Annotated in this window: 20 protein-coding genes; 13 read left to right on the top strand and 7 right to left on the bottom strand. The window is 61.6% G+C overall.

Annotated elements, in window-relative coordinates; all coding sequences use genetic code 11:
* Positions 1-144 precede the first annotated feature (144 nt).
* Together NCR40_RS17305 and NCR40_RS17300 are read left to right on the top strand one after the other, a co-directional pair.
* The gene (locus tag NCR40_RS17305) at positions 145-705 is read left to right on the top strand and encodes a hypothetical protein (protein WP_244829606.1); all 561 of its coding nucleotides are present in this window, start codon (positions 145-147) and stop codon (positions 703-705) included.
* Positions 706-945: 240 nt separating this feature from the next.
* Entirely contained in the window at positions 946-1,350 is a 405-nt protein-coding gene (locus NCR40_RS17300; protein ID WP_250510078.1) for a GFA family protein, read from the top strand.
* A 4-nt stretch (positions 1,351-1,354) separates the two neighbouring features.
* On the opposite strand, the gene NCR40_RS17295 is transcribed toward NCR40_RS17300, so the two are convergent.
* On the bottom strand, positions 1,355-2,365 hold the full coding sequence (locus NCR40_RS17295; protein ID WP_250510077.1) for a zinc-binding alcohol dehydrogenase family protein: 1,011 nt from the start codon (positions 2,363-2,365) through the stop codon (positions 1,355-1,357).
* Positions 2,366-2,472: 107 nt separating this feature from the next.
* On the opposite strand from NCR40_RS17295, the gene NCR40_RS17290 reads away from it, so the two are divergent.
* Positions 2,473-3,360 (top strand): NAD-dependent protein deacetylase, encoded by an 888-nt coding sequence (locus NCR40_RS17290; protein ID WP_284507790.1) that lies wholly within the window; start codon positions 2,473-2,475, stop codon positions 3,358-3,360.
* A 44-nt stretch (positions 3,361-3,404) separates the two neighbouring features.
* On the opposite strand, the gene NCR40_RS17285 is transcribed toward NCR40_RS17290, so the two are convergent.
* Positions 3,405-4,649 (bottom strand): aminotransferase class V-fold PLP-dependent enzyme, encoded by a 1,245-nt coding sequence (locus tag NCR40_RS17285; RefSeq protein WP_250510075.1) that lies wholly within the window; start codon positions 4,647-4,649, stop codon positions 3,405-3,407.
* Positions 4,650-4,913: 264 nt separating this feature from the next.
* Here NCR40_RS17285 and NCR40_RS17280 point away from each other — a divergent pair, with 264 nt between their 5' ends.
* Positions 4,914-6,617 (top strand): methyl-accepting chemotaxis protein, encoded by a 1,704-nt coding sequence (locus NCR40_RS17280; RefSeq protein WP_250510074.1) that lies wholly within the window; start codon positions 4,914-4,916, stop codon positions 6,615-6,617.
* Between the two features lie 160 nt (positions 6,618-6,777).
* Here NCR40_RS17280 and NCR40_RS17275 read toward each other — a convergent pair whose 3' ends face one another.
* The 4 genes from NCR40_RS17275 to NCR40_RS17260 all read right to left on the bottom strand — a co-directional run bounded on the left by NCR40_RS17275 (position 6,778) and on the right by NCR40_RS17260 (position 9,026).
* The gene (locus NCR40_RS17275) at positions 6,778-7,215 is read right to left on the bottom strand and encodes a PRC-barrel domain-containing protein (protein WP_244829612.1); all 438 of its coding nucleotides are present in this window, start codon (positions 7,213-7,215) and stop codon (positions 6,778-6,780) included.
* Between the two features lie 162 nt (positions 7,216-7,377).
* Positions 7,378-7,593 carry a hypervirulence associated TUDOR domain-containing protein gene (locus tag NCR40_RS17270; RefSeq protein ID WP_250510073.1) on the bottom strand — a complete coding sequence of 72 codons (216 nt, stop codon included), beginning with the start codon at positions 7,591-7,593 and terminating at the stop codon, positions 7,378-7,380.
* Between the two features lie 57 nt (positions 7,594-7,650).
* Positions 7,651-8,073 carry a DUF1810 domain-containing protein gene (locus NCR40_RS17265; protein WP_250510072.1) on the bottom strand — a complete coding sequence of 141 codons (423 nt, stop codon included), beginning with the start codon at positions 8,071-8,073 and terminating at the stop codon, positions 7,651-7,653.
* 20 nt (positions 8,074-8,093) lie between these two features.
* Positions 8,094-9,026, bottom strand: a complete 933-nt coding sequence (locus NCR40_RS17260) for an aldo/keto reductase (protein WP_250510071.1) — start codon at positions 9,024-9,026, stop codon at positions 8,094-8,096.
* 387 nt (positions 9,027-9,413) lie between these two features.
* Here NCR40_RS17260 and NCR40_RS17255 point away from each other — a divergent pair, with 387 nt between their 5' ends.
* Both NCR40_RS17255 and NCR40_RS17250 read left to right on the top strand, forming a co-directional pair.
* On the top strand, positions 9,414-10,649 hold the full coding sequence (locus NCR40_RS17255) for a glycosyltransferase family 9 protein (RefSeq protein WP_250510070.1): 1,236 nt from the start codon (positions 9,414-9,416) through the stop codon (positions 10,647-10,649).
* 61 nt (positions 10,650-10,710) lie between these two features.
* Positions 10,711-12,591: a DUF3857 domain-containing transglutaminase family protein gene (locus NCR40_RS17250; protein ID WP_250510069.1), complete on the top strand. Its 1,881-nt coding sequence runs from the start codon at positions 10,711-10,713 to the stop codon at positions 12,589-12,591.
* 7 nt (positions 12,592-12,598) lie between these two features.
* Here NCR40_RS17250 and NCR40_RS17245 read toward each other — a convergent pair whose 3' ends face one another.
* Positions 12,599-14,497, bottom strand: coding sequence for an SUMF1/EgtB/PvdO family nonheme iron enzyme (locus NCR40_RS17245; RefSeq protein ID WP_250510068.1), 1,899 nt, complete (start codon positions 14,495-14,497; stop codon positions 12,599-12,601).
* Positions 14,498-14,858: 361 nt separating this feature from the next.
* Between NCR40_RS17245 and NCR40_RS17240 the strand changes: the two genes are divergently transcribed.
* The 7 genes from NCR40_RS17240 (at position 14,859) to NCR40_RS17210 (ending at position 22,485) form a co-directional block, all read left to right on the top strand.
* A complete protein-coding gene (locus NCR40_RS17240) occupies positions 14,859-15,296 on the top strand; it encodes a DUF4399 domain-containing protein (protein ID WP_244829619.1) in 438 nt (145 codons plus the stop codon).
* Positions 15,297-15,332: 36 nt separating this feature from the next.
* Positions 15,333-15,779, top strand: coding sequence for a DUF4399 domain-containing protein (locus NCR40_RS17235; protein WP_244829620.1), 447 nt, complete (start codon positions 15,333-15,335; stop codon positions 15,777-15,779).
* A gap of 334 nt (positions 15,780-16,113) precedes the next feature.
* Positions 16,114-16,398, top strand: a complete 285-nt coding sequence (locus NCR40_RS17230) for a hypothetical protein (protein ID WP_244829621.1) — start codon at positions 16,114-16,116, stop codon at positions 16,396-16,398.
* Positions 16,399-16,425: 27 nt separating this feature from the next.
* Positions 16,426-16,707: a hypothetical protein gene (locus tag NCR40_RS17225; protein WP_250493431.1), complete on the top strand. Its 282-nt coding sequence runs from the start codon at positions 16,426-16,428 to the stop codon at positions 16,705-16,707.
* Positions 16,708-16,999: 292 nt separating this feature from the next.
* Complete coding sequence (locus NCR40_RS17220) at positions 17,000-18,415, top strand: efflux transporter outer membrane subunit (RefSeq protein WP_250510293.1); 1,416 nt, start codon at positions 17,000-17,002, stop codon at positions 18,413-18,415.
* A 202-nt stretch (positions 18,416-18,617) separates the two neighbouring features.
* On the top strand, positions 18,618-21,134 hold the full coding sequence (locus NCR40_RS17215; protein WP_250510292.1) for an FHA domain-containing protein: 2,517 nt from the start codon (positions 18,618-18,620) through the stop codon (positions 21,132-21,134).
* Positions 21,112-22,485: a beta-barrel domain-containing protein gene (locus NCR40_RS17210; RefSeq protein WP_244829623.1), complete on the top strand. Its 1,374-nt coding sequence runs from the start codon at positions 21,112-21,114 to the stop codon at positions 22,483-22,485. Before NCR40_RS17215 ends, NCR40_RS17210 begins: the two co-directional genes overlap by 23 nt.
* The last annotated feature ends 31 nt before the right edge of the window (positions 22,486-22,516 follow it).

Here is a 22,516-nt window from a genome sequence, read left to right as displayed (position 1 = left end):
GCTTCTGGCGTGGAACACTTTGCCGGCACGGTATTCTTGCAGCAGGCCCGGCGCAGACGCGCGCGGTCACCTGCCGCCTGAGGCCGGCGTGACCCCGTGCGCGCTGCAACGACTAATAACACCGCATCGGGGAAACGCAAGCCAATGAGACCTTCCACTTACGCGGGATTCGCTTTGCTCGTCAGTTGTGGCGCGGCCTTCGCGCAACAACCGCTCGCCTTGCCCGGCCGCAGTCAGAGCACGGGGCAGCAGAGCGTCGACAACGCGGCCTGCTACGCCTATGCCAATCAGACGACCAAGGTCGTGATGGCGCGCGAGCCGCAGACCGCACCCAAGAACAACGCCATCGAGACGCGCACGCTCGGGGCTCCGCGCCCGGTCGAGCCGCCGTTGCCGCCGGTTGCATCGGGCGCGCTGGCCGCGTCGGCGGCGCCGGCATCGGGCGCATCCGCGACGATGGCGGGCCGGCCCGCAGGCGCTTCGGCGACGGTTGCCGCGGGCGCATCGGCGCCGATGGGCGCATCCGGAGCCGCGGTCGCTGCAGGTGCTTCGGGCGCATCGGGCGCCGTGGCGGCCTCGGGCGCATCGGATGCAAATTACGCCGAGATGAAAATGCCGCCGATGCCGCCGCCCGAGCCGCCAATGGTGCGCTACTGGCGCGCGTACGGCGAGTGCATGCAAAATCGCGGTTATTACGTTCGCTGAAGCCGAGGGCCGCCGATGAGCGCATTCGCTCGAGTGCGCTCGTTGCATCGGCTAATGCAGGGCGCTTGTCGCGCTCGTGGCTATACGGCTGAAGCAGACGGTGAAAGAGTATTCAACTCTTGCGGACGCGGCCAGACAACACGGCCCAGGCAGTCTGCATCTTGCGACCTACGCTCATAACGAACGCGCCCGAGGGCCAAGCGATTAGAAGCTCCTTGCAGCGCGAAACGGAGACTTCAGATGAACGCCATGACGTCCCTTCACGAAGGCCAATGCGCGTGCGGCGCGGTGCGCCTTGCGGTTTTCGCGCGGCCGCTGCAAGTCAATCTCTGCCACTGCATGACATGCCGCCGCATTCACGGTGCGCCGTTCGGCGTCTATGCCATCTTCGAGCGCGACGCCGTGCAGATCACGGGCGATACCGTCGCGTGGCAAAGCTCGGAGACCGGGCATCGGCATCATTGCCTGACATGCGGCTCGCCTATCTATCTCGCCTTCAACGGCGTGCCGGAAATCGAAGTGCCAACCGGCATCTTCGACGAAACCGGCCTCTTTCCGCCCACTTATGAAATCTGGTGCAAAAACGCCGAGCCGTGGCACGACGCGCGGGGCAGGCCGCGCTTCGCACGCGGCCGACAGAACTAATTGATCAGCACTCGACGATTGCCTTCACCACGCCCGCCTTCGGGTCGAGTAGCGACGAGAAGCGCTCGGGCACGTCGGCGAGCGTGAGTCGGTGGGTGTTGAGCGCATCGGTCGGCACTTCGCCGCGACGCATGGCATCGAGCACGGTCTCGAAGTCCTCGGGCGTTGCGTTGCGGCTCGCGAGCAAGGTTGCTTCGCGCTTGTGAAACTCGGGATCGGCGAACGAGATGCGGTCCGGCACGATGGACACCAGCACGTACTTGCCGCCATGCGCGATGAATTCGAAGCCACGTTCCATTGCGCGCGAGTTGCCCGTGGCATCGAAGACGACATCGAAGAATTCGCCGTTGGTGAGGCTCGACAACTCTTCCTTGTCGCGCTCGCCGATTTGCACGGTCGCGTCCGCCTTCAACTCGCGGCGGCAGAAGTTCAGGCGATCTTCACGCGTGTCGAGCGCGGTCACGTTTGCGCCGCGCAGACGCGCAAAGGTGATCGCCGCCATGCCGATCGGCCCCGTGCCGACGACCAGCACGCGTTGTCCCGGTTGCACATCCGCGCGGCGCACCGCATGCGCGCCGATCGCGAGGAATTCCACCATCGCGGCCTGATCGAGCGTGACGCCTTCGGCCTTGTGGACGAATTGCGCGGGGAGGTTCAGGTGCTCCGTGAACGCGCCGTCGCGATGCACGCCGAGCACCTGAATGTTCACGCAGCAATTGGTTTTGCCCTGGCGGCATGCAATGCACTTGCCGCACGACAGATAGGGCATGACGTAAACGGTGTCGCCCGCCTTGAGTCCGCTCGATGCATCCGCCTCTTCGATCACGCCGGAGAGTTCATGCCCCATCACGCGCGGATACGACAAGAACGGCTGATTGCCGGTGAAGATATGCAGGTCGGTCCCGCACACGCCGACGCGCTTCACGCGCAGCAGCACTTCGTTGTCGCCGCGCGCGGGCTTCTCGCGCTGTTCGGCCTTGAGGGTTCCGGGGGTTTCGCAGATGACGGTCAGCATGGCGTGTCTCTTTATGTGGTTCGTGTGGGGGCGGCAGCGCATTAATTTAGCGATACGCGGCGATCTGGTCAAGCCAATTTGATATTCGATAAAGTGGTAAGGCCGGATTGTGCGTCAGCGCGGCGGCGCGTTTCGCCTTATATTCTGATCATCTCAATAAGGTTTCAGGACGGCACGTGCTTGCACTTCAGGATTTTGTCGAGCGGCATCCGCGGCTATTCGTGCTGTCGGGCGCGGGTATCAGCACCGAGTCGGGTATTCCCTGTTATCGCGATCGCGAGGGCCAGCGCACGGGCCGTCAGCCGATTCTGCTGAAAGAGTTTCTAGGCAACGACTACGCGCGCCGCCGTTACTGGGCGCGCAGCCTGATTGGCTGGCCGGTGGTGGCGGATGCGCAACCGAACGCGGCGCATCACGCCGTGCGGGCGCTGGCGGCGCGTTCGCGGGTGCATCGGCTGGTGACGCAGAATGTCGATGGCTTGCATACGCGTGCTGGAAATTCCGATGTCATCGAGCTGCACGGCAATCTCGGCCGCGTGCGCTGCATGGCTTGCGGCGCGGCGCTTACGCGCGTGGCGGTGCAGCGGATGCTGGAAGAAGCGAACCCGGACTTTACGAATTACACGGCGCCATCGGTGCCGGATGGCGATGCGCAAATCGAGAACATCGACTTCGCTTCGTTCAATGTGCCGGGCTGCACGCGTTGTGGCGGCGTGCTCAAGCCGGACGTGGTGTTCTTCGGCGAGAGCGTGCCGCGCGCGCTGGTGCAGGACGCGGCAAGCTCGCTCGAAGCCGCCGACGCGATGCTCGTGCTCGGGTCATCGTTGATGGTGTATTCGGGCTATCGATTCTGCGAATGGGCGGCAAAGAGCGGCAAGCCGATTGCGGCGGTCAATATTGGCAAGACGCGCGCGGATGCATTGCTTGCGTTGAAGGTCGAGGCGCCTTGTTCGGAGACGCTCGAGGCGTTGATCGAGGGGCTGGATGGGGGGTGAGCGGGGACGCTCGATGCGTTGAACGAGCGTCCCCACGTATCCACTCAGCCCGCTTCACCCGCCATCGAATCAATCCCCTCCAGCAACCTCTCCGCCTGCTCCATCCGCGTAAAAACCCCCGGCGTCACACGCACGACATCGCTTGCATCCGGAATCGGCCGCGCGACCGTGAACACGCCAAACCTGTCCTTCAACGTCTTCACGATGACATCGCTCGCCAGTCCTTCGATGCGAAACGCAGTGATACCCGCCGTCATCGATGCATCCGCTGGCGTCATGATCCGCACGCCCGGCAGCGCGCGCGCCGGTTCGGCCCAGGCGTCGCGCAAGGCCCGCAGACGCGCTTCCTTCGAGCGCGCGCCAATGCGCTGATGCAACTCCAGCGCCGCCGGCAACGTGAGCCAAGCCGCGAAGTTCGGCGAACCCGTGTGCACGCGCGAACGGATATCGTCGGCGGGCCAGGTCGTATCGCCGAGATAGGGACTAATTGAATCGAGGTGCTCTTTCTTGATGTAGATCGCCCCGCAACCGAGCGGCGCCCCGATCCACTTGTGCAGATTCAACGCGACAAACGGCGCGTCGAGCGTCGGCACGTCGAAGTCGAGCATGCCCCAGGAATGCGCGGCATCGACGATCACGTCTGCGCCCGCAGCTTTCGCGAGCGCCGCGATCTCGCGAACCGGCGGCACCAGCCCCGTCGCAAAACAGACATGCGACAGCAGCACGAGCTTCGTGCGCGGATGCGCTTTCAACGCCGACGTGTACGCGTCGAGCACGGCCTCACGCGTGGCAGGCTCCGGCATCGTCATGCGCACCGGCTCGACGCCACGCCGTTCGCGCAGCCATTCCATCGCATCGCGTCCGCACGGGTAGTCGAGGTTGCTGTAGAGCACGGTATCGCCCGGTTCGAGGCCGTTATAGCCGCTGATGAGCGCAAGCAGCGCCTCGGTCGCGTTGCGCGTGAGCTCTATTTCGTCGGCGGAACAGCCCATGGCGCCAGCAAGACGCTGACGCAGGCCGTCGTGGATCGTCATCCAATGCGGACGCACGAGCAGCGTGGTTTCGTGGTTCAGGCGATCGATCCAGTAATGGAACATCGACTTGACCGGCTCGGCCATGGCGCCCCAGTAGCCGTTTTCCAGATTGATCAGGTCGTCGGACTGTCTATACAGCCCGCGCACCGCGTCCCACCAGTCTTCGGCATGAGCGATGTTCGTGGCAGGCGCGACGGGTAACGCGGCCAGGGCGGCGTTGAATTCAGGCGTGCGGAAGTCGAGATGTTCGGTCATCGGTCTTTTGATCGCGTGAGGAGCATCAAGTATCGCCGATGAAGTATCGATTGGACAAAGTTACCGCCGTTGCGACGAAGGTATGGACAAAATGCCGACTAATCGTATTTCCGCCCCTTCAGACTTCGCAACGGCCCGCCGTAATAGTTCCTAGAGCGCCAAGCCCCGGATGAGGGCAAACGTTCGCTTGTACGCCGCGTAAGGCGCACGAGTCGAACATACGACGCCGAAACAGTTCCACGAACTGACTGAGAGAACCTTCAAATGAACCTTAGAAACATCACGATCAAGAACAAACTGGTCGCCGGCTTCGGCATTCTTGCCGTCCTCGTGGTGCTCGTCGCAGGCATGTCGCTGCGCTCGCTTTCCCAGGCGACCGACGGCTTCGCGAACTACGTCAACGGCATCAACGCGCGCGCCGATGTGGCCAGTCAGTTGCGCACCGCGGTCGATCGCCGCGCCATTGCCGCACGCAATCTCGTGCTCGTCAGCAAGCCCGCCGATCTCGAATTGGAAAAAGCCCAGGTCACGCGCGCTCACGAAGACGTGCAGGCGCGCCTGAAACAACTCAAGGACATGATCGCCTCGGCGAGCGACACGAGCGAGAAGGCCCGTGGCCTCGTCGCCGAAATGGCGCGCGTGGAAGGCTTGTACGGCCCGGTGGCGACGGATATCGTCGGCCTCGCGCTCGCCGGCAAGCACGACCAGGCGATCTCCAAGATGGACGACGAATGCCGTCCGCTGCTCGCCCAACTGGTCAAGGCCACCGACGACTACGCGAGCTACACGGCGACGCGTCGCGAAGAGATCGTGCGTGATTTCGAAGCTCAGTACGAAATGCAGCGCAACGTGCTGATCGCGTTGTGCTCGTTCGCCACGCTGTTCGCGGTGGCCGCGGGCTTTGCGATCACGCGTTCGATCACCCGGCCTATCGAGGACGCAGTCGAGATCGCGCAAACCGTGGCGCGTGGCGACTTGCGCAGCACGATCATCGCCGATTCGAAGGACGAGACTGGCGACTTGCTGCGTGCGCTTGCCGAGATGAACGAACGCCTGACCGAAACCGTGAGCCGTGTGCGCGACAGCAGCGGCGCGGTGGGCGGCGCCGCCAAGGAGCTGGCCACAGGCAACACGGACCTGAGCCAGCGCACCGAAGAGCAGGCGGCGTCGTTGCAGGAAACGGCGGCGAGCATGGAGCAATTGACGTCCACGGTGCGCCAGAATGCCGACAACGCGCATCAGGCGAGTTCGCTCGCGTCGAATGCCTCGAATGTCGCGCGAAAGGGCAGCGATGTGGTCGGTCGCGTGGTCGACACCATGCACGGCATCAGCAACAGCTCGTCGAAGATTGCGGAGATCACGGGCATCATCGAAGGCATCGCTTTCCAGACCAACATTCTGGCGCTCAACGCGGCCGTTGAAGCGGCGCGCGCGGGTGAACAGGGACGCGGCTTTGCGGTCGTGGCAAGCGAAGTGCGCAGCCTCGCGCAGCGCTCGTCGTCGGCGGCGAAGGAGATCAAGGAACTGATCGCCGATTCCGTCGAAAAGGTGAAGGACGGTTCGGCACTCGCGAGCGAAGCCGGTACGACCATGACCGAAGTAACGCAGGCCGTGGCTCAGGTGACCGACATCATGTCGGAGATCGCGGCAGCATCGGCGGAGCAGGGACGCGGCATCGAGCAGGTGAATCAGGCGATCACGCAGATGGACGAGGTCACGCAACAGAACGCGGCGCTCGTCGAGGAAGCCGCGGCCGCGTCGCAGGCGCTGGAAGAGCAGGGCCGTCGCCTGAACGAAGTCATGGCGTTCTTCGTGGTCGAAGGCGGTGGTATTGCGCCCCGGTCGTATGCGCCTGCCGCGCCCGTGGCGCGTACTGCCGCGCGCGTTGCCGCACCCGCGCGTACGCGGCGTGCTGCGCCCGTGGCGACCGCTGCGGCGACGCATGGCGACGAGTGGAGTTCGTTCTGACCGATCGCGCGCAGTAGCGCGTTGAAGCTGCGTCGGACCGATGCCGTGCGTAGCGGCGTCGAACGAACGCCGTCACGGCTTTGAAGCGTGCTTACTTCGATACGACGAACTCGCAAGCGGCCTGCAGCGGCGCAAACCTCACGCCGCTGCCTGCCAAGCATCAGTGATGTTCAAACTCCGCACGCGGCTTCGGCGTTGCCTTGACCTTGGTGTACTGGAATTCGGGCAGGGCCTTGATCGCGTCCTTCGTCGCGCCGGGCAGCACGAGCTTTCCGCCCTGGAAATCGAGTTGTTCGACCGGAATGGCGACGTCGTGATGCGAGACGCCGAGGAACTGGTTTGCCGCGATGATCGCGAACGAAACCGAACGGTCTGGCGCCACGATGATGTCGTGGATCACGCCGACCTTTGCGCCCTGTTCATTGAAGACGGGCTTGTTGAGAATCGACTTCCTGACGCTCCAGCCGTCGATGATGGCGGTCGATACCTCGACCGATACGCCGAGCGTCTGTGCGCCCGCAACTTGCGCGTAGGACGCGGTGGAAGTCAGGCCAATGGCCGATGCGGCGAAGAGCAGTGCCACGAGTTTCGAGTTCATCTTCCAATCCTCAAAAGATTTGGCAAATCAGTTCTTGGGAATTGCGCGAATCTAGCGCGGTAGAAGTGTGAACGTTTATTGCGAATTTTGCAGGGAACGTGCGCATACGCACGGCGTGCACCCGCTTGGGGCGCACGCCGTGACGCGGAAATCGAAGAAAATTCAGTGTGAAATGCGTTTCAGCGCTTCCGCTTTGTGCACGGCATGCTTGCCGCTCTTGTCGCTTTCCACCTCGTAGTGCGGATCGGACTTCGATGCATTGACCGTATGGCCATCGACTGTCGTGCGTTCGGGGATCACTTTCACGACATGGCCCGTGGTCTCGCCCTGCGGCGTATTCCAGCTAACGTGATCGTGCAGCTTGAGGGATTGAGTCATCGCGTCTCTCCATCGTTGAAGTGCCAAAGAAAGCGCAACGGCCATGCCCACGCACGGCTACTTCAAGCGGGCGAGCGTCCCTTCATCCTCGTGGCCATCGAAAAAGCGTTGCAGCGCGTCGTTAAAGATCGCGGGATCGGGCGCGGTGCGCGCGAAGAGCGTCATCGACGAATGAAACTTCACGTCGTCCGGATACCCAAAAATTTGCTCGACGCTCGAATTCTTCACGCCGTTGACGATGCGCGTCAATTCGACGAGCCGCGCGCCGAGCACAGGATGCGCGATATAGGCTTCGGCTTCCGCGCGGGACTGGATAGCGTAATGCCGCGCCATGTGGCTATGGCCGAGACCTGCGATTTGCGGGAACACGAACCACATCCAGTGCGTGCGCTTGCGGCCGGCGGATAACTCGGCGCGCACGTCGTCGATGACGGCTTCTTGTGCATCGACGAAGCGTTGAAGATCGAAGGTATCGCTCATGGCATGTCCTGGCTCTCTAGTCACGCGACGGCATCCGCGATGCGCTTTCGCAGCGCCGCATCCGGATAATCGCCAATGCCCGCGCGCACGTTGTCGATCATGTACTCGCGCCGTCCGGTGCCCGGAATCACGCAAGTGACGGCAGGGTTTCCCAACACGAATTTGAGCAGAAGCTGTGCCCAACTCGTGCAGCCCAAATCGGCCGCGAACGCGGGCAGCGGTTTTGCGCGAAGCGAGGCGAGCAGCGAGCCGCCGCCGAACGGCTGATTGACGAGCACAGCGACGCCGCGCTCGGCGGCAAGCGGCAGCAGCCGTTCCTCGGCGTCGCGGTCGTTGGCCGCGTAGTTGATTTGCACGAAGTCCACACGCTCGGATCGCAGCACCGCTTCGACCTGCCCGAACGCGCTCGACGTGTAATGCGTAACGCCGATATAGCGCACGCGCCCGGCCGCTTTCCAATCGTGCAGCGTGGCGAGTTGCGTGCGCCAGTCGAGCAGATTGTGGATCTGCATGAGGTCGATGCGCGGCGTTTTGAAAAGGCGCATCGACTGTTCCATTTGCGCGATGCCCGCCTCGCGTCCATCGGTCCACACCTTGGTGGCGATGAACGCCTTGTCGCGTGCGTGCAATTCGGCGAGCAGGTCGCCCGCGACGGCTTCGGACGAGCCATACATGGGCGATGAATCGATCACCGAGCCGCCCGCCGCGAACAGCACGCGCAGCACTTCGGCGAGTTCGCGACGGCGGGCGGCGTCGTCGCCGACGTCGAATGTGCGCCACGTGCCGCAGCCGATTACAGGCAGCGCTTCGTTGCTCGATGGAATCGGGCGCTTGTGCATGGGCGTCGACTGCGAGGGCGCGATCTGCGCGATGAGCGGGTTTGTCGCTCCGGCGAGCGCCGCCGTGGCCGCGACACGCAGGAACCGTCGGCGATCCGGTGAACGGCCGTTCATGGCAGAGAAGAACCATGACGCCGTGCATGGTTCGAGTTAGGCAAAGGCATCATCGATCAGGCTCCTGGCGAAGACATGCAAGAACAGATGCAATGTCTGGTGCAACCCGCGTCTCGCAGCAGGATAACCCGATACCGAAACGAACGATGCCGGCGCTACTTCTTCCTGGGCTCGTCGAGACAGACTCGAAAACGTTACCATAACCGGCGCGTTTGTTTCACGTACGTGCTCGCCTGATCGATACGCTTGCGTCTATGCTCGGAAGTCGTACCCGGCAACGAAAGCTCGATCTGACATTTTTTTGCAGCTAGGGCGAACCGTGCAATTAGCATGTGCGCCCGAGCGCCGGCATTCGCGGCTCCGCTCTTCGCACCTTGCAAAATAAAAATGAGTCTCCCAAACGCCCAGAACTTACCGCTCAACATAGACAGCGTGCGCGCCTTGCGCGTGGCCGGGCGCGCCGCCGAAGCGCAGGCCATGATCACTCGACTCGCCGCCTTGCCCGATCCCGGCGTATGGATCGGACAACTCGGCATCGACTTGAACTATCTCGGCATGCGCGAGCTTGCGGAACGTTGTCTCAGGATAGCGCTTACGCACGACATGTCCCCCTTCGTGCGCTACCAGCTCACCGAAGAACTCGCGATGGTGCTTTACTCAAGCGGCAAGTATCACGAAGCGCATGCACTGCATCGCATCAACCGCGATGTCGGACGCGGCGAGTCGCTTCTCCACGTGCTCTTTAGCGGTGACATGCCGTGGATCGACTTGGCGCGACCCAAGCTGCTCGGCATAGACGAACCCGTTGACGGCAAGTCGATCTTGATCTCCATCGAAGGCGGCTTCGGCGATTTCGTGCTCTATTCGCGCTACGTCGATGCCTTGCTGCGGGAAGGCGCACGCGAATTGGTCATCGAAGTCTTCGACGAGTGGCGCGATGTCGTCCGCCCGCGCGAAGGTGTGCGTCTTGTCATCCCGACGGCCGAGCAACGTGCGCACGAGATGCAGCATTGCGACCGCATCACGTACGTGTTCAATCTCTTCGCGCGCTATCAGCATTCGCCATATTTTCCGATGGAGAATCCCAGCGGCATGATCGCATGCAATCCCAATCGCGGCTTGCCACACGAAGCGCTTGCATCGATGCAACGCGAACCGAAGCGGATGAAGGTCGGTATCGGCTGGCGCAGCGCCAGCAACGTGCGCCATGAGCCGTACCGGTCGATGCAACTCCAACAACTGGCCGCGTTGTTCGCCAATCCCGATTGCCGCTTCTACTCGCTTCAGGTCGGCGCGCTGACCGATGACGAACGTGCGTTGATGCAGGCACACGATGTCATCGACATGGCGCCGTATCTCGCGGCTTTCGGCGATACGGCATACGTGCTCGACGAACTCGATTTGTTCATTACCATCGACTCGGGTCCCACGCATCTTGCAGGCGCGTTGAATCGTCCCGTATGGGTGCTGCTTGCAAACGCGTGCGATTGCCGCTGGTATGACTGTCAGCGCTTCACGCCCTGGTATCCGTCTATGCGGCTTTATCGTCAGACGCAACTCGGCGACTGGTCGCATCCGCTCGACGAATTGCAGGCCGATCTGGCGCAACTCGCTGCACGCTGACGCCGCTCGACCCCGGCGCGCTTCATGTACGATTGACGCAGCTCCCACATGCGCCCGCGACATGACTCGTCTATCGATCCGTTTGGTTCTCGTCCTGGCTCTCGTCCTGGCGCTCGCGCTGACTGGCATTGCGCATGCCGCATCCGGCGACGACGATCCATCGACCGTTATCAGCGACAGCCACGAGTTCGTCGTGGCCGAAGACGGTTCGGTGACCGAGGACGATACCACCGCGTTGCGCGCGAACACGTCGGCCGGCATCGACGAAATTGCGCAGCGTTACGTCTGGTACGACCGCAGCGTGTCGAACGTGGAAATCGTCGAAGCCTATTCCGTCGATGCCAACGGCGCGCGTCACGATGTTTCGCCCGAGCAGATCCGTGACATCCAGGAGCCGCGTTCGGCAGGCGCGCCCACGTTTCAGGACGCCAAGCTGCGCGCGGTGATTTTTCCGGCGGTGGGCATCGGCTCGACGGTGCATCTGCGGTTTCGCAAGAGCCAGGCGAGTCCTGTCATCGCGGGGCAGTTCAACTATTACGTCGATCCAGGTTCGCGGCCGGTGCTTGCACAGCGGCTCATCTTCGATCTGCCCGCGACCAAGCCGCTCTTCGCCGATGCGCGCGGCTATGAAGCCGAGCCGCCCGTCACCGCGAATGGCCGCACGCGCTATGCGTTCGATTACCGTCGCGAACACATTGCGCGCATCGAAACCGGCTCGGTCGCTTACGCGCAATACGGCGACCGTCTGATGGTGTCGACGTTTCCCGATTACGCGAGCTTCGCCGCGAGCTATCGCGAACCTTCCGTGGACCCGAGCACGAAAGATCCCGCCGTGATCGCGTTCGCGCAATCGCTCACACGCAACGACGCCGACGCGCGCGCCAAAGCAAAGACGCTCTACGACTGGGTACGCCGCAATATCCGCTATGTCGCGATGTTCATCGGTCAAAGTCCCGCCGTGCCGCATCGCGTGACCGAGGTACTTGCGAATCGTTATGGCGATTGCAAGGACCACGTCGCGCTGTTCGGCGCGTTGCTCGATGCCGTGGGCATTCGCAACGAGCCCGCGCTGATCGGCCTGGGCGCGGTGTATTCGCTGCCTTCGGTGCCAGGCTACGGCGCGGGCGCGATCAATCACGTCATCAATTGGATGCCCGATCTGAATCTATATGCGGATAGCACGGCGGCGAGCGTCGAGTTCGGCTATCTGCCACTCGCGGACATGGATCGCCCGACCGTGCTCGTGAATGCCGGCAAGCTTTCGCACACACCATCCACGCAGCCCTTGTCGCGCGCGGCGCGATTGCAGATCGACGTGGCGCCCGGAGGCGTCGCCAACTTCGCGTACTGGGTCGAGGATGCAGGATGGAGTGCCGAGATCGAGCGTATGAATCTGCGTTCGGCGAATACGGAGCGGCGCGAGCAGATCGCAACGGACCGTCTGCGTTATACGAATCTGCGTGGCGCGGGCGCGCTCACGACCAGCGATGTCGATGCCACGAGCGGCCCCTTCGCCACGACCGTGAACGGCACGCTCGACGACGTGGTCTGGCCCACTGGCACGACCGCGTTGCCCGCGTTGACGAGTCTCTCGGGGGGCATCGCGACGCAGGCGCGCAACTGGCTAGCGGAGCGCGTGCGTACGCAACCTTATCTGTGCGTAGGCGGCGTGTTCGACGAGGTATCGCAGATCGTGCTTCCTCGTACGATGCACGTGGTCGAAGTGCCCGACAACCTCGACCTCGATAGCGGCTTCTTCCGCTTTTCATCGCGCTATCTGTTCGATGCAGCGACCAACACGATTCAGATCTCGCGCACTTTCACCGCGAATTTCGGCAAGCAGGTCTGCACGCCCGAGGACTTTCAGGCGGCGCAGCCGGTGCTTAAGAAGATTGAGCGCGATACGCAAGGGCAGATCATCGTGAAGGCGGCGTTGCGATAGTGTGCCTTCACTGCGCGTCACGCGCCACACGAAAACCGTTCTGCGATTGCCTCACGCTCGAGCTGTATTTGAATCGCGTGGCCGATTGCATATAGCTCGCGCCTTCGCGCCACGAACCGCCGCGAATCACGCGCACTGAACATGATGGATCGTCCCACGCGTGGCCGTCGGCCGGTGCGCCTTTGTAGTTGCCGTGCCAGCAGTCGGCGACCCATTCCCAGACGCTGCCGTTCATGTCGTGGAGACCATACGGATTCGCGGCAAATGAGCCTACGGGCATCGGCGCTTCGGGACGATAAGGCTCGCCGCAATCCTTGCAGTCGGCGTTGCCTTTCTTCATTTGATCGCCCCACCAGTAAGTGCTCTGCGTGCCGCCGCGCGCCGCATATTCCCATTCGGCCTCGGTCGGCAGGCGATATGCCTTGCCGCCCACCTTGCTCAACCATTTGACGTAGACCTGAGCGTCGTCCCAACTGACGTTGCGCATCGGCGCATTGGCGGGCGGCGCGTTGCCGGCGTCGCCATCGGGTGAGATACGTGTGCAGGCGCCGGCATCGACGCATGCATTCCATTGTTCGATCGTCACTTCGTATTTGCCGATGAGATACGGCTGCGCAATGGCCACGCGATGCGGCGGCTTTTCTGCGGGATCGTCGTTGTTGCTGCCCATGTTGAAGCTGCCAGCCGAGAGCGGGACCAGCGCGGGACAAGACGGGCAGTCTTTTACTTCGGCCCCTGCGGAAGTCTTCGCTGCGGGTTTGGATGCAACTGCGACAGGGGCGGTCGTGGTTGCCGGTGCAGGCGTGGGCGCGGTTTGACGCGGCTTTTCAGCGACGATAGGCGGCGCGGGCTTCGGCGTTGGCGCCGGAGTAGGCGAAGCTGGCAACTGCGGCGATGCCGCGGGCTTCGAGCTTGCGGCGGCCGCCCGCAAGCGATCGATGCGTGCCTTGGCAAGCGTGGCGAATCGTCCGTTCGGATACGCCTTCAAATAGGCTTCGTAATCGCTTGGGTACGTGCTGTCCTTGATCGATTCCCAGAAGGTCAGTTCGTATTGCTCGCTGCTGTCCTTGGGAAGAATGCCGCGCGTACGGGTACCCGTGGCGGATTGCGTCGCATCGATGGCGTCCGTGGAAGCTAACGACATCGGTGCGAGTGTGAATGCGGCATCGAGTGTCGATGCGATCCACGGCCGTTGGCTATCGTGCGTCAGCCGCGCGACATTTGCGGCAACTATTTCGAATACCCGGGATGTGGTGCGTGCTTCGCCGGACATCGCTCGTAACAGCGCGGCGGTGTAAAGGCCGTTGCGTTCCGTCTCGGCGGCTTCGGTCGCAAAAGTAGTTGCGTACGCAACCAGTGTGTTCGCGGGCAAAGACATGCTCTCGGTGGGCGCGGCACCGAAGGGATCGTTCAGACACATGTCGAGCACGACGATGTTCGCGGCGTCCGGACGGCGTTGCACCATGCGCGCCACGACATCCTTCACCGGAATACCTTTCTCGACCAGCGTGACGGGCGCATCGGCGCGGGCATCGAGCGGGGCGAGCAGGGCATCGCCGCCTGCCTGCAGACCGTGGCCCGCAAAGTAGACGAGCGCGGTATCGTGTGGACCCAGTTGCATGACGAACGTGTCGAGCGCGTCGCGCATGGCGGTTTCGTTGAGATCGATACGGCGCGTCACGTTGAATCCGAGCGACGTGAGTGCAACGCTCATATCGTATGCGTCGTGCTCCGCGGCCGGCAGCGGGGCGTCGCCGTAGTGCGTATTGCCGATAACGAGCGCCATGCGATTCGCATGAGTGTCGGCGGCCGCGACCGAAGGTCTCTCAAGCGGTGGATCGGAAGGCGCTGCGAACGCGCCGCCCATCGTCACGAACATGCCTGCGATGAAGAGAGTCCGCCACATATTCACACCCTTTCGGTCCGGCTTGATTAGGGGCGCGCCGTTCGCGCGTCTGTCGTTGTCGCCTGGATGCTCATGCAAAGTCGGCGCATGCGAGGACCATGCATTTGCCGTCGCGCTCGTGCATCTGCAGCACAAACAAAGATAGCACGCGGTCAGTCGGCACTTAAATCCCCATTAAGCAGGTATGCGTGATGAGGAGTGCGCTTCCGGTCTCTCGTAAGTATCTTTTTTAAACGTTACGTTCTAATCTAAAAACCTGACGACGGCATGATCGCTCCACGCACGAGCGTACGACAGTATCTTCAGCGCTCGCACATTCGTCAGTCCTTCATGTGACTGTTCATCAAGAGGCATGCACAACATGTTGAGAAGAACCGTGCTTGGCGCACTGGCTTCACTCGCCGCCGTCGCCGCCGATACGTCTTTTTCCGCCGCGCGTCAGCGCACTCCCGCTCCGCCGAACGCCGAGGCATACATCATCTGGCCGCCCGACGGCGCCGTGATCTCGGGCGGCAAACTTTGGGTACGCATGGGACTGCGCAACATGGGCGTCTGTCCGAAGGGCGTGGACATGCCCAACGTCGGACATCACCACTTGCTGATCGATACTGACCTGCCGCCGCTCGATCAGGAGATTCCCTCCGACCGCAATCACTTTCACTATGGCGCGGGCGAGACCGATGCGCGCCTGGAGCTTCCGCCGGGCAAGCACACGCTACAGCTGCTGATGGGCGACTACAACCACGTACCGCACGATCCTCCTGTTTATTCCAAGAAGATCACCATCACGATGAAATGAAGCATGCACGGCAACCGCGCAGCCGAGGGGAATGACATGAAGAACCGAACCGTCAGCGCAATCGCGCTATCACGTTTTGCATTGCTTGCCGCTGTGTTTGCAGTGCAATTCGCCGTAGCGGGGCCGACGCCGGCGCCCGCCAACGCTTACGCCTATATCGGCTATCCAAACGATGGCCAGACCTTCGCGGCGGGCAAGCCTATCAAGGTGTGGTTCGGTCTACGGTACATGGGCGTGGCGCCGCGCGGCGTCAAATTCCCTAACACGGGGCATCATCACCTGTTGATCGATACGGACTTGCCGCCGATGGATCAGGAGATTCCGTCCGACCGCAATCACTTGCACTACGGCGCGGGCGAGACGGAAACGACTATCGAACTTCCGCCGGGCAAGCACACACTTCAGCTCTTGATGGGCGATGACCGGCACATCCCGACCGACCCGCCTGTGTATTCGAAGAAGATCACGATCTACGTCAAGTAGGCGGCGCGCGCATGCCTTAAGCGCCGCCTTTCCCTGTTGATACGCCGTATCCGCAGATGTTTCGCGGATGAGAGCGTTCGTCTCGGGCCCGAGAAAAGCGATGTCGTTCGATAACGGACAGTTGGAGTTCGAAGTGTTGGTAGAAGACCATCATCAGCGGGTCGAGTTTGAGAGCGCATTACGTCGACCGTGCTTATGTGCGACAAGGCTTTGCTAGATATTTTTCCGCATCGAACGACGACTGGCACACCCTATGCATTTAACAGCTCACGCAAACAAGTTGTCGCCAACCACCACCCGATGCGCAAAGCGCGAAGTCCCAAGGAGAACCGCCATGACCACGCTGACCATTCAAGACCTGCCTGTTACCGAAGAACTCGATCGCCAGACGATGTCGGCCGTGCGCGGCGGCATGTCGTTCCTGTTTCCCGGCATCGATATCACGAAGTTCGAATCTTCGTTCAGCACGCAGCAACTGATCGGCCAGACGCAGAACACGGTGAATCAAAACGGCGTGGGCGTGGCCTTCGGCGGCAACATGATGTCGAACGTCATGCCGAAGCAGGAAGCGCAGAACATCAGCACCGTCAATCTTGGCGCCCGTCCCGTACTGAGCTAAATCAACCTTATCCAGGAGCCTTCGATCATGTCCACTCTGACCATCCGCGATCTTTCCCATCAAGCCGAAATGGACCGTGACGAAATGTCGGCCGTGCGCGGCGGCATGAATTTCCTCATGCCGTTCTATAGCAGCAGCGCGTTCGATCTGAGCGGTACGACGGAACAACTCGCAAACCAGACGCAAAACACGTTCAACCAGAACGGCCTCAACGCTGCGTTCGCAAGCGACATGACCTCGAACGTCAAGCCGAAGCAGGACGCACACAACGTCAGCAACATCAACGTGTTCACGCCGTTTGTTTCGTGAAGCCGGGAATAAAAGCGGCAGTGACGCGGTAGAGCATCAATGTGGTTACGCGGTAAAGGCGAGGCACGGGGAGTCTCGCTTGCAATACCCGCCCGCCGTTCGCAAGACGGCGGGCGGCCTCCGATTCGATCCGTATGGCATCCCGTTCCGCCTTGTGATTTACTCGATGAATCGACGAGCCGGGCCGCGACGCCTCCACACTCAACCTGACCGTCGGTGCGCGTTCACCGGGAGCGAGATCGTGCAAGCCTTGTTGCCATCGTTGCGCTTAGGCTCTTTGCGCTTAGGCTCTATGCGCTTTGGGCTCTTACGCGTCGGCCTTGCAAGCGGGCTTGCTCTGCTCGCCGGTTGCATCGACGTGAAGGTGCCGACTTATCAACGCCCGGACACGCCTGAGAAGACCGCCTTCACGAAAATCGACGCGCCCAAGGTCGCAGCGGCTGCCACCATTCAGCCCGACTGGTGGAAGCAGTTCCACGATCCCGCACTGGATACGCTCGTCGGCCAGGCCATCGACAACAACTTCGATATCAAGGTGCTGGCCGCGCGCATCAACGTGGCGGGCGCGCAGATCGGCGAGGCCCGTGCGGGCGCGTTGCCTTCCATGGATGCGGGTGCGGGCGCGAGCTTCGAAAAGACCACCGGCCAGATGTTTTCGAAGCAATACAACCTGGGCACGCAAGTGAACTGGGACATCGACATCTGGGGCGCGGTGGAAAAAGGCGTGCAAGCCCAGAAGGCCGAATTTCGCGCGACCGAAGCCGACTGGCGCGCGGGTTATCTCGAACTCGTCGCAAACGTTTCGACCACTTACTTCCAGATTCTTCAGTTCGACGATCAGATCGAGCAGCAGAAGAAGACCATCGCGACCAACCGGCAAATCCTGACGATCTTCGAGGGCATGGAAAAGAACGGCCTCGTGCCCCATACGCAGGTTCTGACGCAGCGCGCGGAATTGAACCGCCTGACGCGCGATCTGCTGGAATTGCGCCGTTCGCGCGATCTTGCCAATAATGCGCTCGCTACATTGACAGGCGTTCCTGCAGGCGAATTCAAGCTGCCGGAAGGGCATTTGCAAACGCGTGTGCAGGCGCCGCCGGTGCCGTCGGGGCTGCCATCGCAGTTGCTTGCACGGCGTCCCGATCTCGTCGCGGCGGAGTATCGCGTGCTCGAATCGTATGACCTCGTCGGTCAGGCGAAGCTCGCGCAATTGCCGACCATCAGTCTCACCGGGCGCGGCGGTAGCGCCAGTTTCGCGCTGACGGACCTGCTCAAAACTTTCACCTTCAGCTTTCTGCCAAGCATCAATATCCCGATTCTCGATCCGAGCGTTCGTGCTCACGTGAAGACCACCGAAGCGCAAACCACGGTCGCGGAACAGCAATATCGCAGCACCGTCATGAGCGCGTTCGAGGAAGTAGAGAATGCGCTCGTGAATCTCGATTCGCATACGAAGCAGCGCGTCGAGTTGCAACAGGAAGTAGAGCATCTGACCATCGTCGCGGCGCAGATCGACGCGCAGCTCAAGGAAGGCGTGATTTCTCAGCTGGAAGTGTTTGAAACCGAGCGCACCTTGCTTGCCGCACAGCTCGCGCTGCTCGCCAATCATCAGCAGATCCTGTCGGATACGGTGACGCTCTATAAGGCGCTCGGCGGCGGATGGCCAACGGTGAATGTTCAGAACGCATCCACGGATACACCTCAGTGAGCAATCCTCAAGCTTTGCTAACGCTCGTTCCATATCGCCTCAAGCGGCTCGCGTATGGCGTTTTAAGCCAGTGCTGCACGATTGACTACGATTATGCGTGACTTAAACTTTCAACACCCGCCGTCGCATAGCTCGGCTGGCGGGACGACCCATCCGCTCCATGCGCCGCTCGAGGCTCGTGGACTCACTTCGTGACATGGACATGGCTCCAGGCGATCCGATAGCGGAACAGCAGCCGAACGTGGGCGAAGCGTTCGATGTCGTCCTGAAGCCGCTCGCTCGTAATGGAATCGGCGAGAATCTGGCGGAGATTCGTATCGACGAAAATCTTTTCGCCATTGGCCGCGCGGAAGCACCGTTCGATACCAGCCCGCCCGAAGCCGTCGCCCAACTCTCGCGTCGTCATGCGCGCATCTTCATCGAGCATGGCCTCGTCTATATCGCCGATCTCGGCAGCAAGAACGGCACCGCCGTGAATGGCACACCCGTGCGCGAAATGCCCGTGCGCGTTCGTGCGGGCGATGAGATCGGGTTCGGCAACCGTCTCGCATACCGCGTGCAATTTGCACCGCGCAAGCGCCGCAACGTGGCCGTCAAGCCCTTGAGCATCACGCTCGTTCCGCAGCGCAACGACCTGAACTTGCAGCCAGTCGAATTGCTGCAATTCCCGTTTCTCGTGAGCAAGAGCGACGCTACGTTTGCGCGTCATCGAGAGCAGTATCCACATCAGGTGAATTACGTATCGCGGCGGCATGCGCACGTGTTCGTCAAGGGCGCGGCGCCGTTCGTCGAAGACCTTGGCAGCACCAACGGCACCTTCGTGAATGGCGCGCGCCTAGGCGAGTCAGCAGTCGAACTGAAGAATGGCGACACGCTCGCCTTCGGAGGCACGCATTTCGTCTATGTCGTGCATCTGCATGGCGAAGAGAGCGAATCGACGCTCACGGAAATGGCTGCCTCGCATGCCGACAATAACTTCGACAGCGACAAGACGACCTTCGTCGGATCGGCGCACTCGTTCCTCGATATCTTTTGCGTCGATCAAGCTGCGGCGATCGAAGACGAAATCAATCTGGATTCGCAGCCTGTCCCCGCAAAAGAAGCCGCTCCTGAAAAGAAGCGGCGTGGCAAGACGGCGCTTTTCGTTTCCGAATTGCATACGGCCTTCGCAGGCGATGACCGTCGTACAACGCGCCGCACGCGCATGATTGCAGCGAGTGTGCTGATCGCGATGCTCGCCTGTGGTGCGGCGCTCTTTTACAGCGGATCGAACGAACGTCAGGCGAAATCGCTGCTGGCGCAGGGCGACTATGCACAAGCTGCGAGTGTCACTAGCGACTATCTGCTGACGCATCCGCAAGACACGCAATTCGCCGCGATGAACACGGAAGCCGTGCTCAAGGGAAATGTTCCGCGCTGGCTGGCCGCGTTGCAACATGGCGACTTCGCGAACGCCGACGCCATCATCGCGCAGATGAAAGCCCTCGGTCAGAACAATCCCGATGTGCGCTCCATGATCGACGAGCTCGACTGGATAGGCAAACTGGAGAGCTTCGTGATGAGCCGCGGAGGTCCTGATGCGCCCATTCGCATGTATGACGATGAAGGACGGATCGGCGCAATTCTGAAGCACTGGGAAGCGGATGCGTCGGGGCATCAACGCGATCTCGACCGGCTTGCGGGCTATGTGCCCGAGTTTCGCGAGCCGTATGCGCTTGCACTTAGTCATCTGCGCAAGTTGCAGAGCGACGACTCTGTCTACCTCGCGGCTATCGAGCGATTGAATGCGACCATCGTTAAGGGTCTTGCGCAAGACGATCTCGATTCCATCGACGGCGCGCTCAAGGATTATGCGGACAAATATCCGCGACTGGGCGGCCTCGATCGCGTGCGCGCCGATCTCAAGCGCTATGCGGATCTGCGCAGCGCGGCGAGCGGCACGAGTCTCGCACCGCTTGCCGCATCCATAAATACGGCGAATTTTTCGACGCCGCCTTTTCAGGAGCGGTATCAACAGATCAGTGCGGATCAACTGCCGCCACCTGAGGTGCTCAGACAATACGCTGCAATCGCCGATGCCTGGCGCGACGGCAAGACGCCGGATGCGTTGGACGGGTTGCAGAAATTGCCGCAAGGCTCATGGTCCGCGACTGCGCAAAAGGAACTCGCGCACAAGAAAGCCGTGGCCGCGCAATACGCAGATTTGCAGAAGGCGCGCGGCACGAAAGCTTATGACGAAGCGCTGCTGTCGTTCTACGAAACGCTCGATCTCGATAGCGACACGTGGTTCGCAAACAAGGTCGTGCCTGATGTCGCTTCGCTCCGGGACAAGGCTGCTGCGCGCGCGCAAAGCCTCATGTCGCAAGCACAGACGCTATGGAATCAGTATCGGACGAACGGTGGCATCGGCGGATCGCAACGGCTCGAATCGGGTGTGTCGGACACGTTCCGCAGTCAGGCGCGACTTCTCACCGATGCCGAGGATGCGGCCACACGCGGCATGCGCATCTTCCGGCAAGTGAAGGCCGACAACGGTAAGTGGGCGGCGCTTGCAAGCGAGATAGACAACGAGGCGATCCTGCAGCGCCGCTCGCTGCAGGATCTGCGCATGGTGCTCGAACCGCAGTTGCTCAAGACCAAGCTCGGCTTGATCGGTGCCAACACCATCACGACGGCAACCACGGGAGGCACGAGCGGTGAAGAAAGACGCGCACCTTAAACCTTTATCGGAAGCGCTGGTCGATCATGGCGCGGAAGGTATCGCCATACTCACGGCCGAGCCGCTGCGCCTGACGCAAGCCCTCATCTACACGATGGTCGCGCTGGTCGCGTCCGCGCTGGTCTGGTCGTTCGTGGGACATGCGGATGTCACTGTGGCCGCGCAAGGCACGCTCGCGCCGGAGTCCGAAGTGCGGCGCTTCTACGCGCCGATCGACGGCGAGCTTGCCGAGCTTTTCATCGCGGAAGGCCAGCCCGTACGCAAAGATGACGTCGTCGCGCGCCTCAATGCACGTGGTGCAATCGAAGCGGCGACCAATGCGCTCGAAGCGCAACTCAAGCTCGACGATGCGGAACGCGAATGGAAGCAGTTCCCCGAGAAGAAGCTGCTCATGCAGCGCAAGATCGTCGCGCTGAAGAATCAGATGGAAGTGGAAGAGCATCAGCATCAACAGCGCGTGAACGAAGGCACGAGCAAGCTCGCGGAAGGACAGAAGGCGCAATTGCAGGAACAACGCAGCGTGCTCGAAAACGCCCGCCGCGCACGCGATGCCGCGAAGACCGAACTCGACCGCTTCACACGGCTCTTTGCCTTGCCGGGCGGCGGCGGGGTGTCGGAATCGCAAGTGGAAGTCAAACGCAACGCGTATCTCGAAGCCGATGGCGGCTATCGCGTGGAACAGTCGAAACTCGCAGAACTGGATTTTCGTCTGAGCCACGAATTCACGCAGGCGAAGGCGCAACTCGAAACAAGCGGACAGGAATCGACCAATCTGCGCTTGCAATATGAATCCGCCATGCGCGAAGTGGCGAGCACGGAAGACAAGTTGCGTCTGCAACTACAGACCGCGCGGCTTGTGGCGGATGCTGCCGCGCGCATCAAGTTCGAAAATATCGACAAGGATAATTTCCTGCTGATACTCGCGCCGGTATCGGGCGTCGTCACCGATGTCACATCCACGCAGACCGGTGACAAGATTCAGGCAAACACGCCGCTGGGCGGCATTGCCCCCGCCAACGCCAGGCCCGTATTGAAGATCGAAATTGCGGAACACGATCGTGCTTTTCTTCGCGAGGGACAGCACGTCAAGCTCAAATTCAACGCGTTTCCTTACCAACGCTATGGCGTGATCGACGGCACGCTCGCGTTCATCTCGCCCGCGACCAAGCCGAGCCCCGGCACGAAGCAGCCTGTCTACGAAGGACGCGTGACACTCGATCGCGACTTCTATCAGGTCGCCGACACGAAATATCCGCTGCGTTACGGCATGACCGCCACTGCCGAGATCGTCGTGCGCGAGCGCCGGCTCATCGACCTCGGGCTCGACCCCTTCCGCAATGTGGCGGGATAGGGAAGGAGGGTTACGCACGCGGAACCGGTCG

It is taken from the genome of Caballeronia sp. GACF4, assembly GCF_023631025.1.
Classification (GTDB): Bacteria; Pseudomonadota; Gammaproteobacteria; order Burkholderiales; family Burkholderiaceae; genus Caballeronia.
This window is presented reverse-complemented; position numbering and strand designations above follow the sequence as displayed.

Excerpts from the sequence above, each read along its gene's own strand:
- NCR40_RS17255 (WP_250510070.1), top strand. The coding sequence starts at position 9,414 with ATGAGTCTCCCAAACGCCCAGAACTTACCGCTCAACATAGACAGCGTG.
- NCR40_RS17260 (WP_250510071.1), bottom strand. The coding sequence starts at position 9,026 with ATGAACGGCCGTTCACCGGATCGCCGACGGTTCCTGCGTGTCGCGGCC.
- NCR40_RS17285 (WP_250510075.1), bottom strand. The coding sequence starts at position 4,649 with ATGACCGAACATCTCGACTTCCGCACGCCTGAATTCAACGCCGCCCTG.
- NCR40_RS17305 (WP_244829606.1), top strand. The coding sequence starts at position 145 with ATGAGACCTTCCACTTACGCGGGATTCGCTTTGCTCGTCAGTTGTGGC.
- NCR40_RS17265 (WP_250510072.1), bottom strand. The coding sequence starts at position 8,073 with ATGAGCGATACCTTCGATCTTCAACGCTTCGTCGATGCACAAGAAGCC.
- NCR40_RS17225 (WP_250493431.1), top strand. The coding sequence starts at position 16,426 with ATGTCCACTCTGACCATCCGCGATCTTTCCCATCAAGCCGAAATGGAC.
- NCR40_RS17230 (WP_244829621.1), top strand. The coding sequence starts at position 16,114 with ATGACCACGCTGACCATTCAAGACCTGCCTGTTACCGAAGAACTCGAT.
- NCR40_RS17235 (WP_244829620.1), top strand. The coding sequence starts at position 15,333 with ATGAAGAACCGAACCGTCAGCGCAATCGCGCTATCACGTTTTGCATTG.
- NCR40_RS17275 (WP_244829612.1), bottom strand. The coding sequence starts at position 7,215 with ATGAACTCGAAACTCGTGGCACTGCTCTTCGCCGCATCGGCCATTGGC.
- NCR40_RS17300 (WP_250510078.1), top strand. The coding sequence starts at position 946 with ATGAACGCCATGACGTCCCTTCACGAAGGCCAATGCGCGTGCGGCGCG.
- NCR40_RS17270 (WP_250510073.1), bottom strand. The coding sequence starts at position 7,593 with ATGACTCAATCCCTCAAGCTGCACGATCACGTTAGCTGGAATACGCCG.
- NCR40_RS17215 (WP_250510292.1), top strand. The coding sequence starts at position 18,618 with ATGGCTCCAGGCGATCCGATAGCGGAACAGCAGCCGAACGTGGGCGAA.
- NCR40_RS17220 (WP_250510293.1), top strand. The coding sequence starts at position 17,000 with ATGCGCTTTGGGCTCTTACGCGTCGGCCTTGCAAGCGGGCTTGCTCTG.
- NCR40_RS17295 (WP_250510077.1), bottom strand. The coding sequence starts at position 2,365 with ATGCTGACCGTCATCTGCGAAACCCCCGGAACCCTCAAGGCCGAACAG.
- NCR40_RS17240 (WP_244829619.1), top strand. The coding sequence starts at position 14,859 with ATGTTGAGAAGAACCGTGCTTGGCGCACTGGCTTCACTCGCCGCCGTC.
- NCR40_RS17250 (WP_250510069.1), top strand. The coding sequence starts at position 10,711 with ATGACTCGTCTATCGATCCGTTTGGTTCTCGTCCTGGCTCTCGTCCTG.
- NCR40_RS17245 (WP_250510068.1), bottom strand. The coding sequence starts at position 14,497 with ATGTGGCGGACTCTCTTCATCGCAGGCATGTTCGTGACGATGGGCGGC.
- NCR40_RS17280 (WP_250510074.1), top strand. The coding sequence starts at position 4,914 with ATGAACCTTAGAAACATCACGATCAAGAACAAACTGGTCGCCGGCTTC.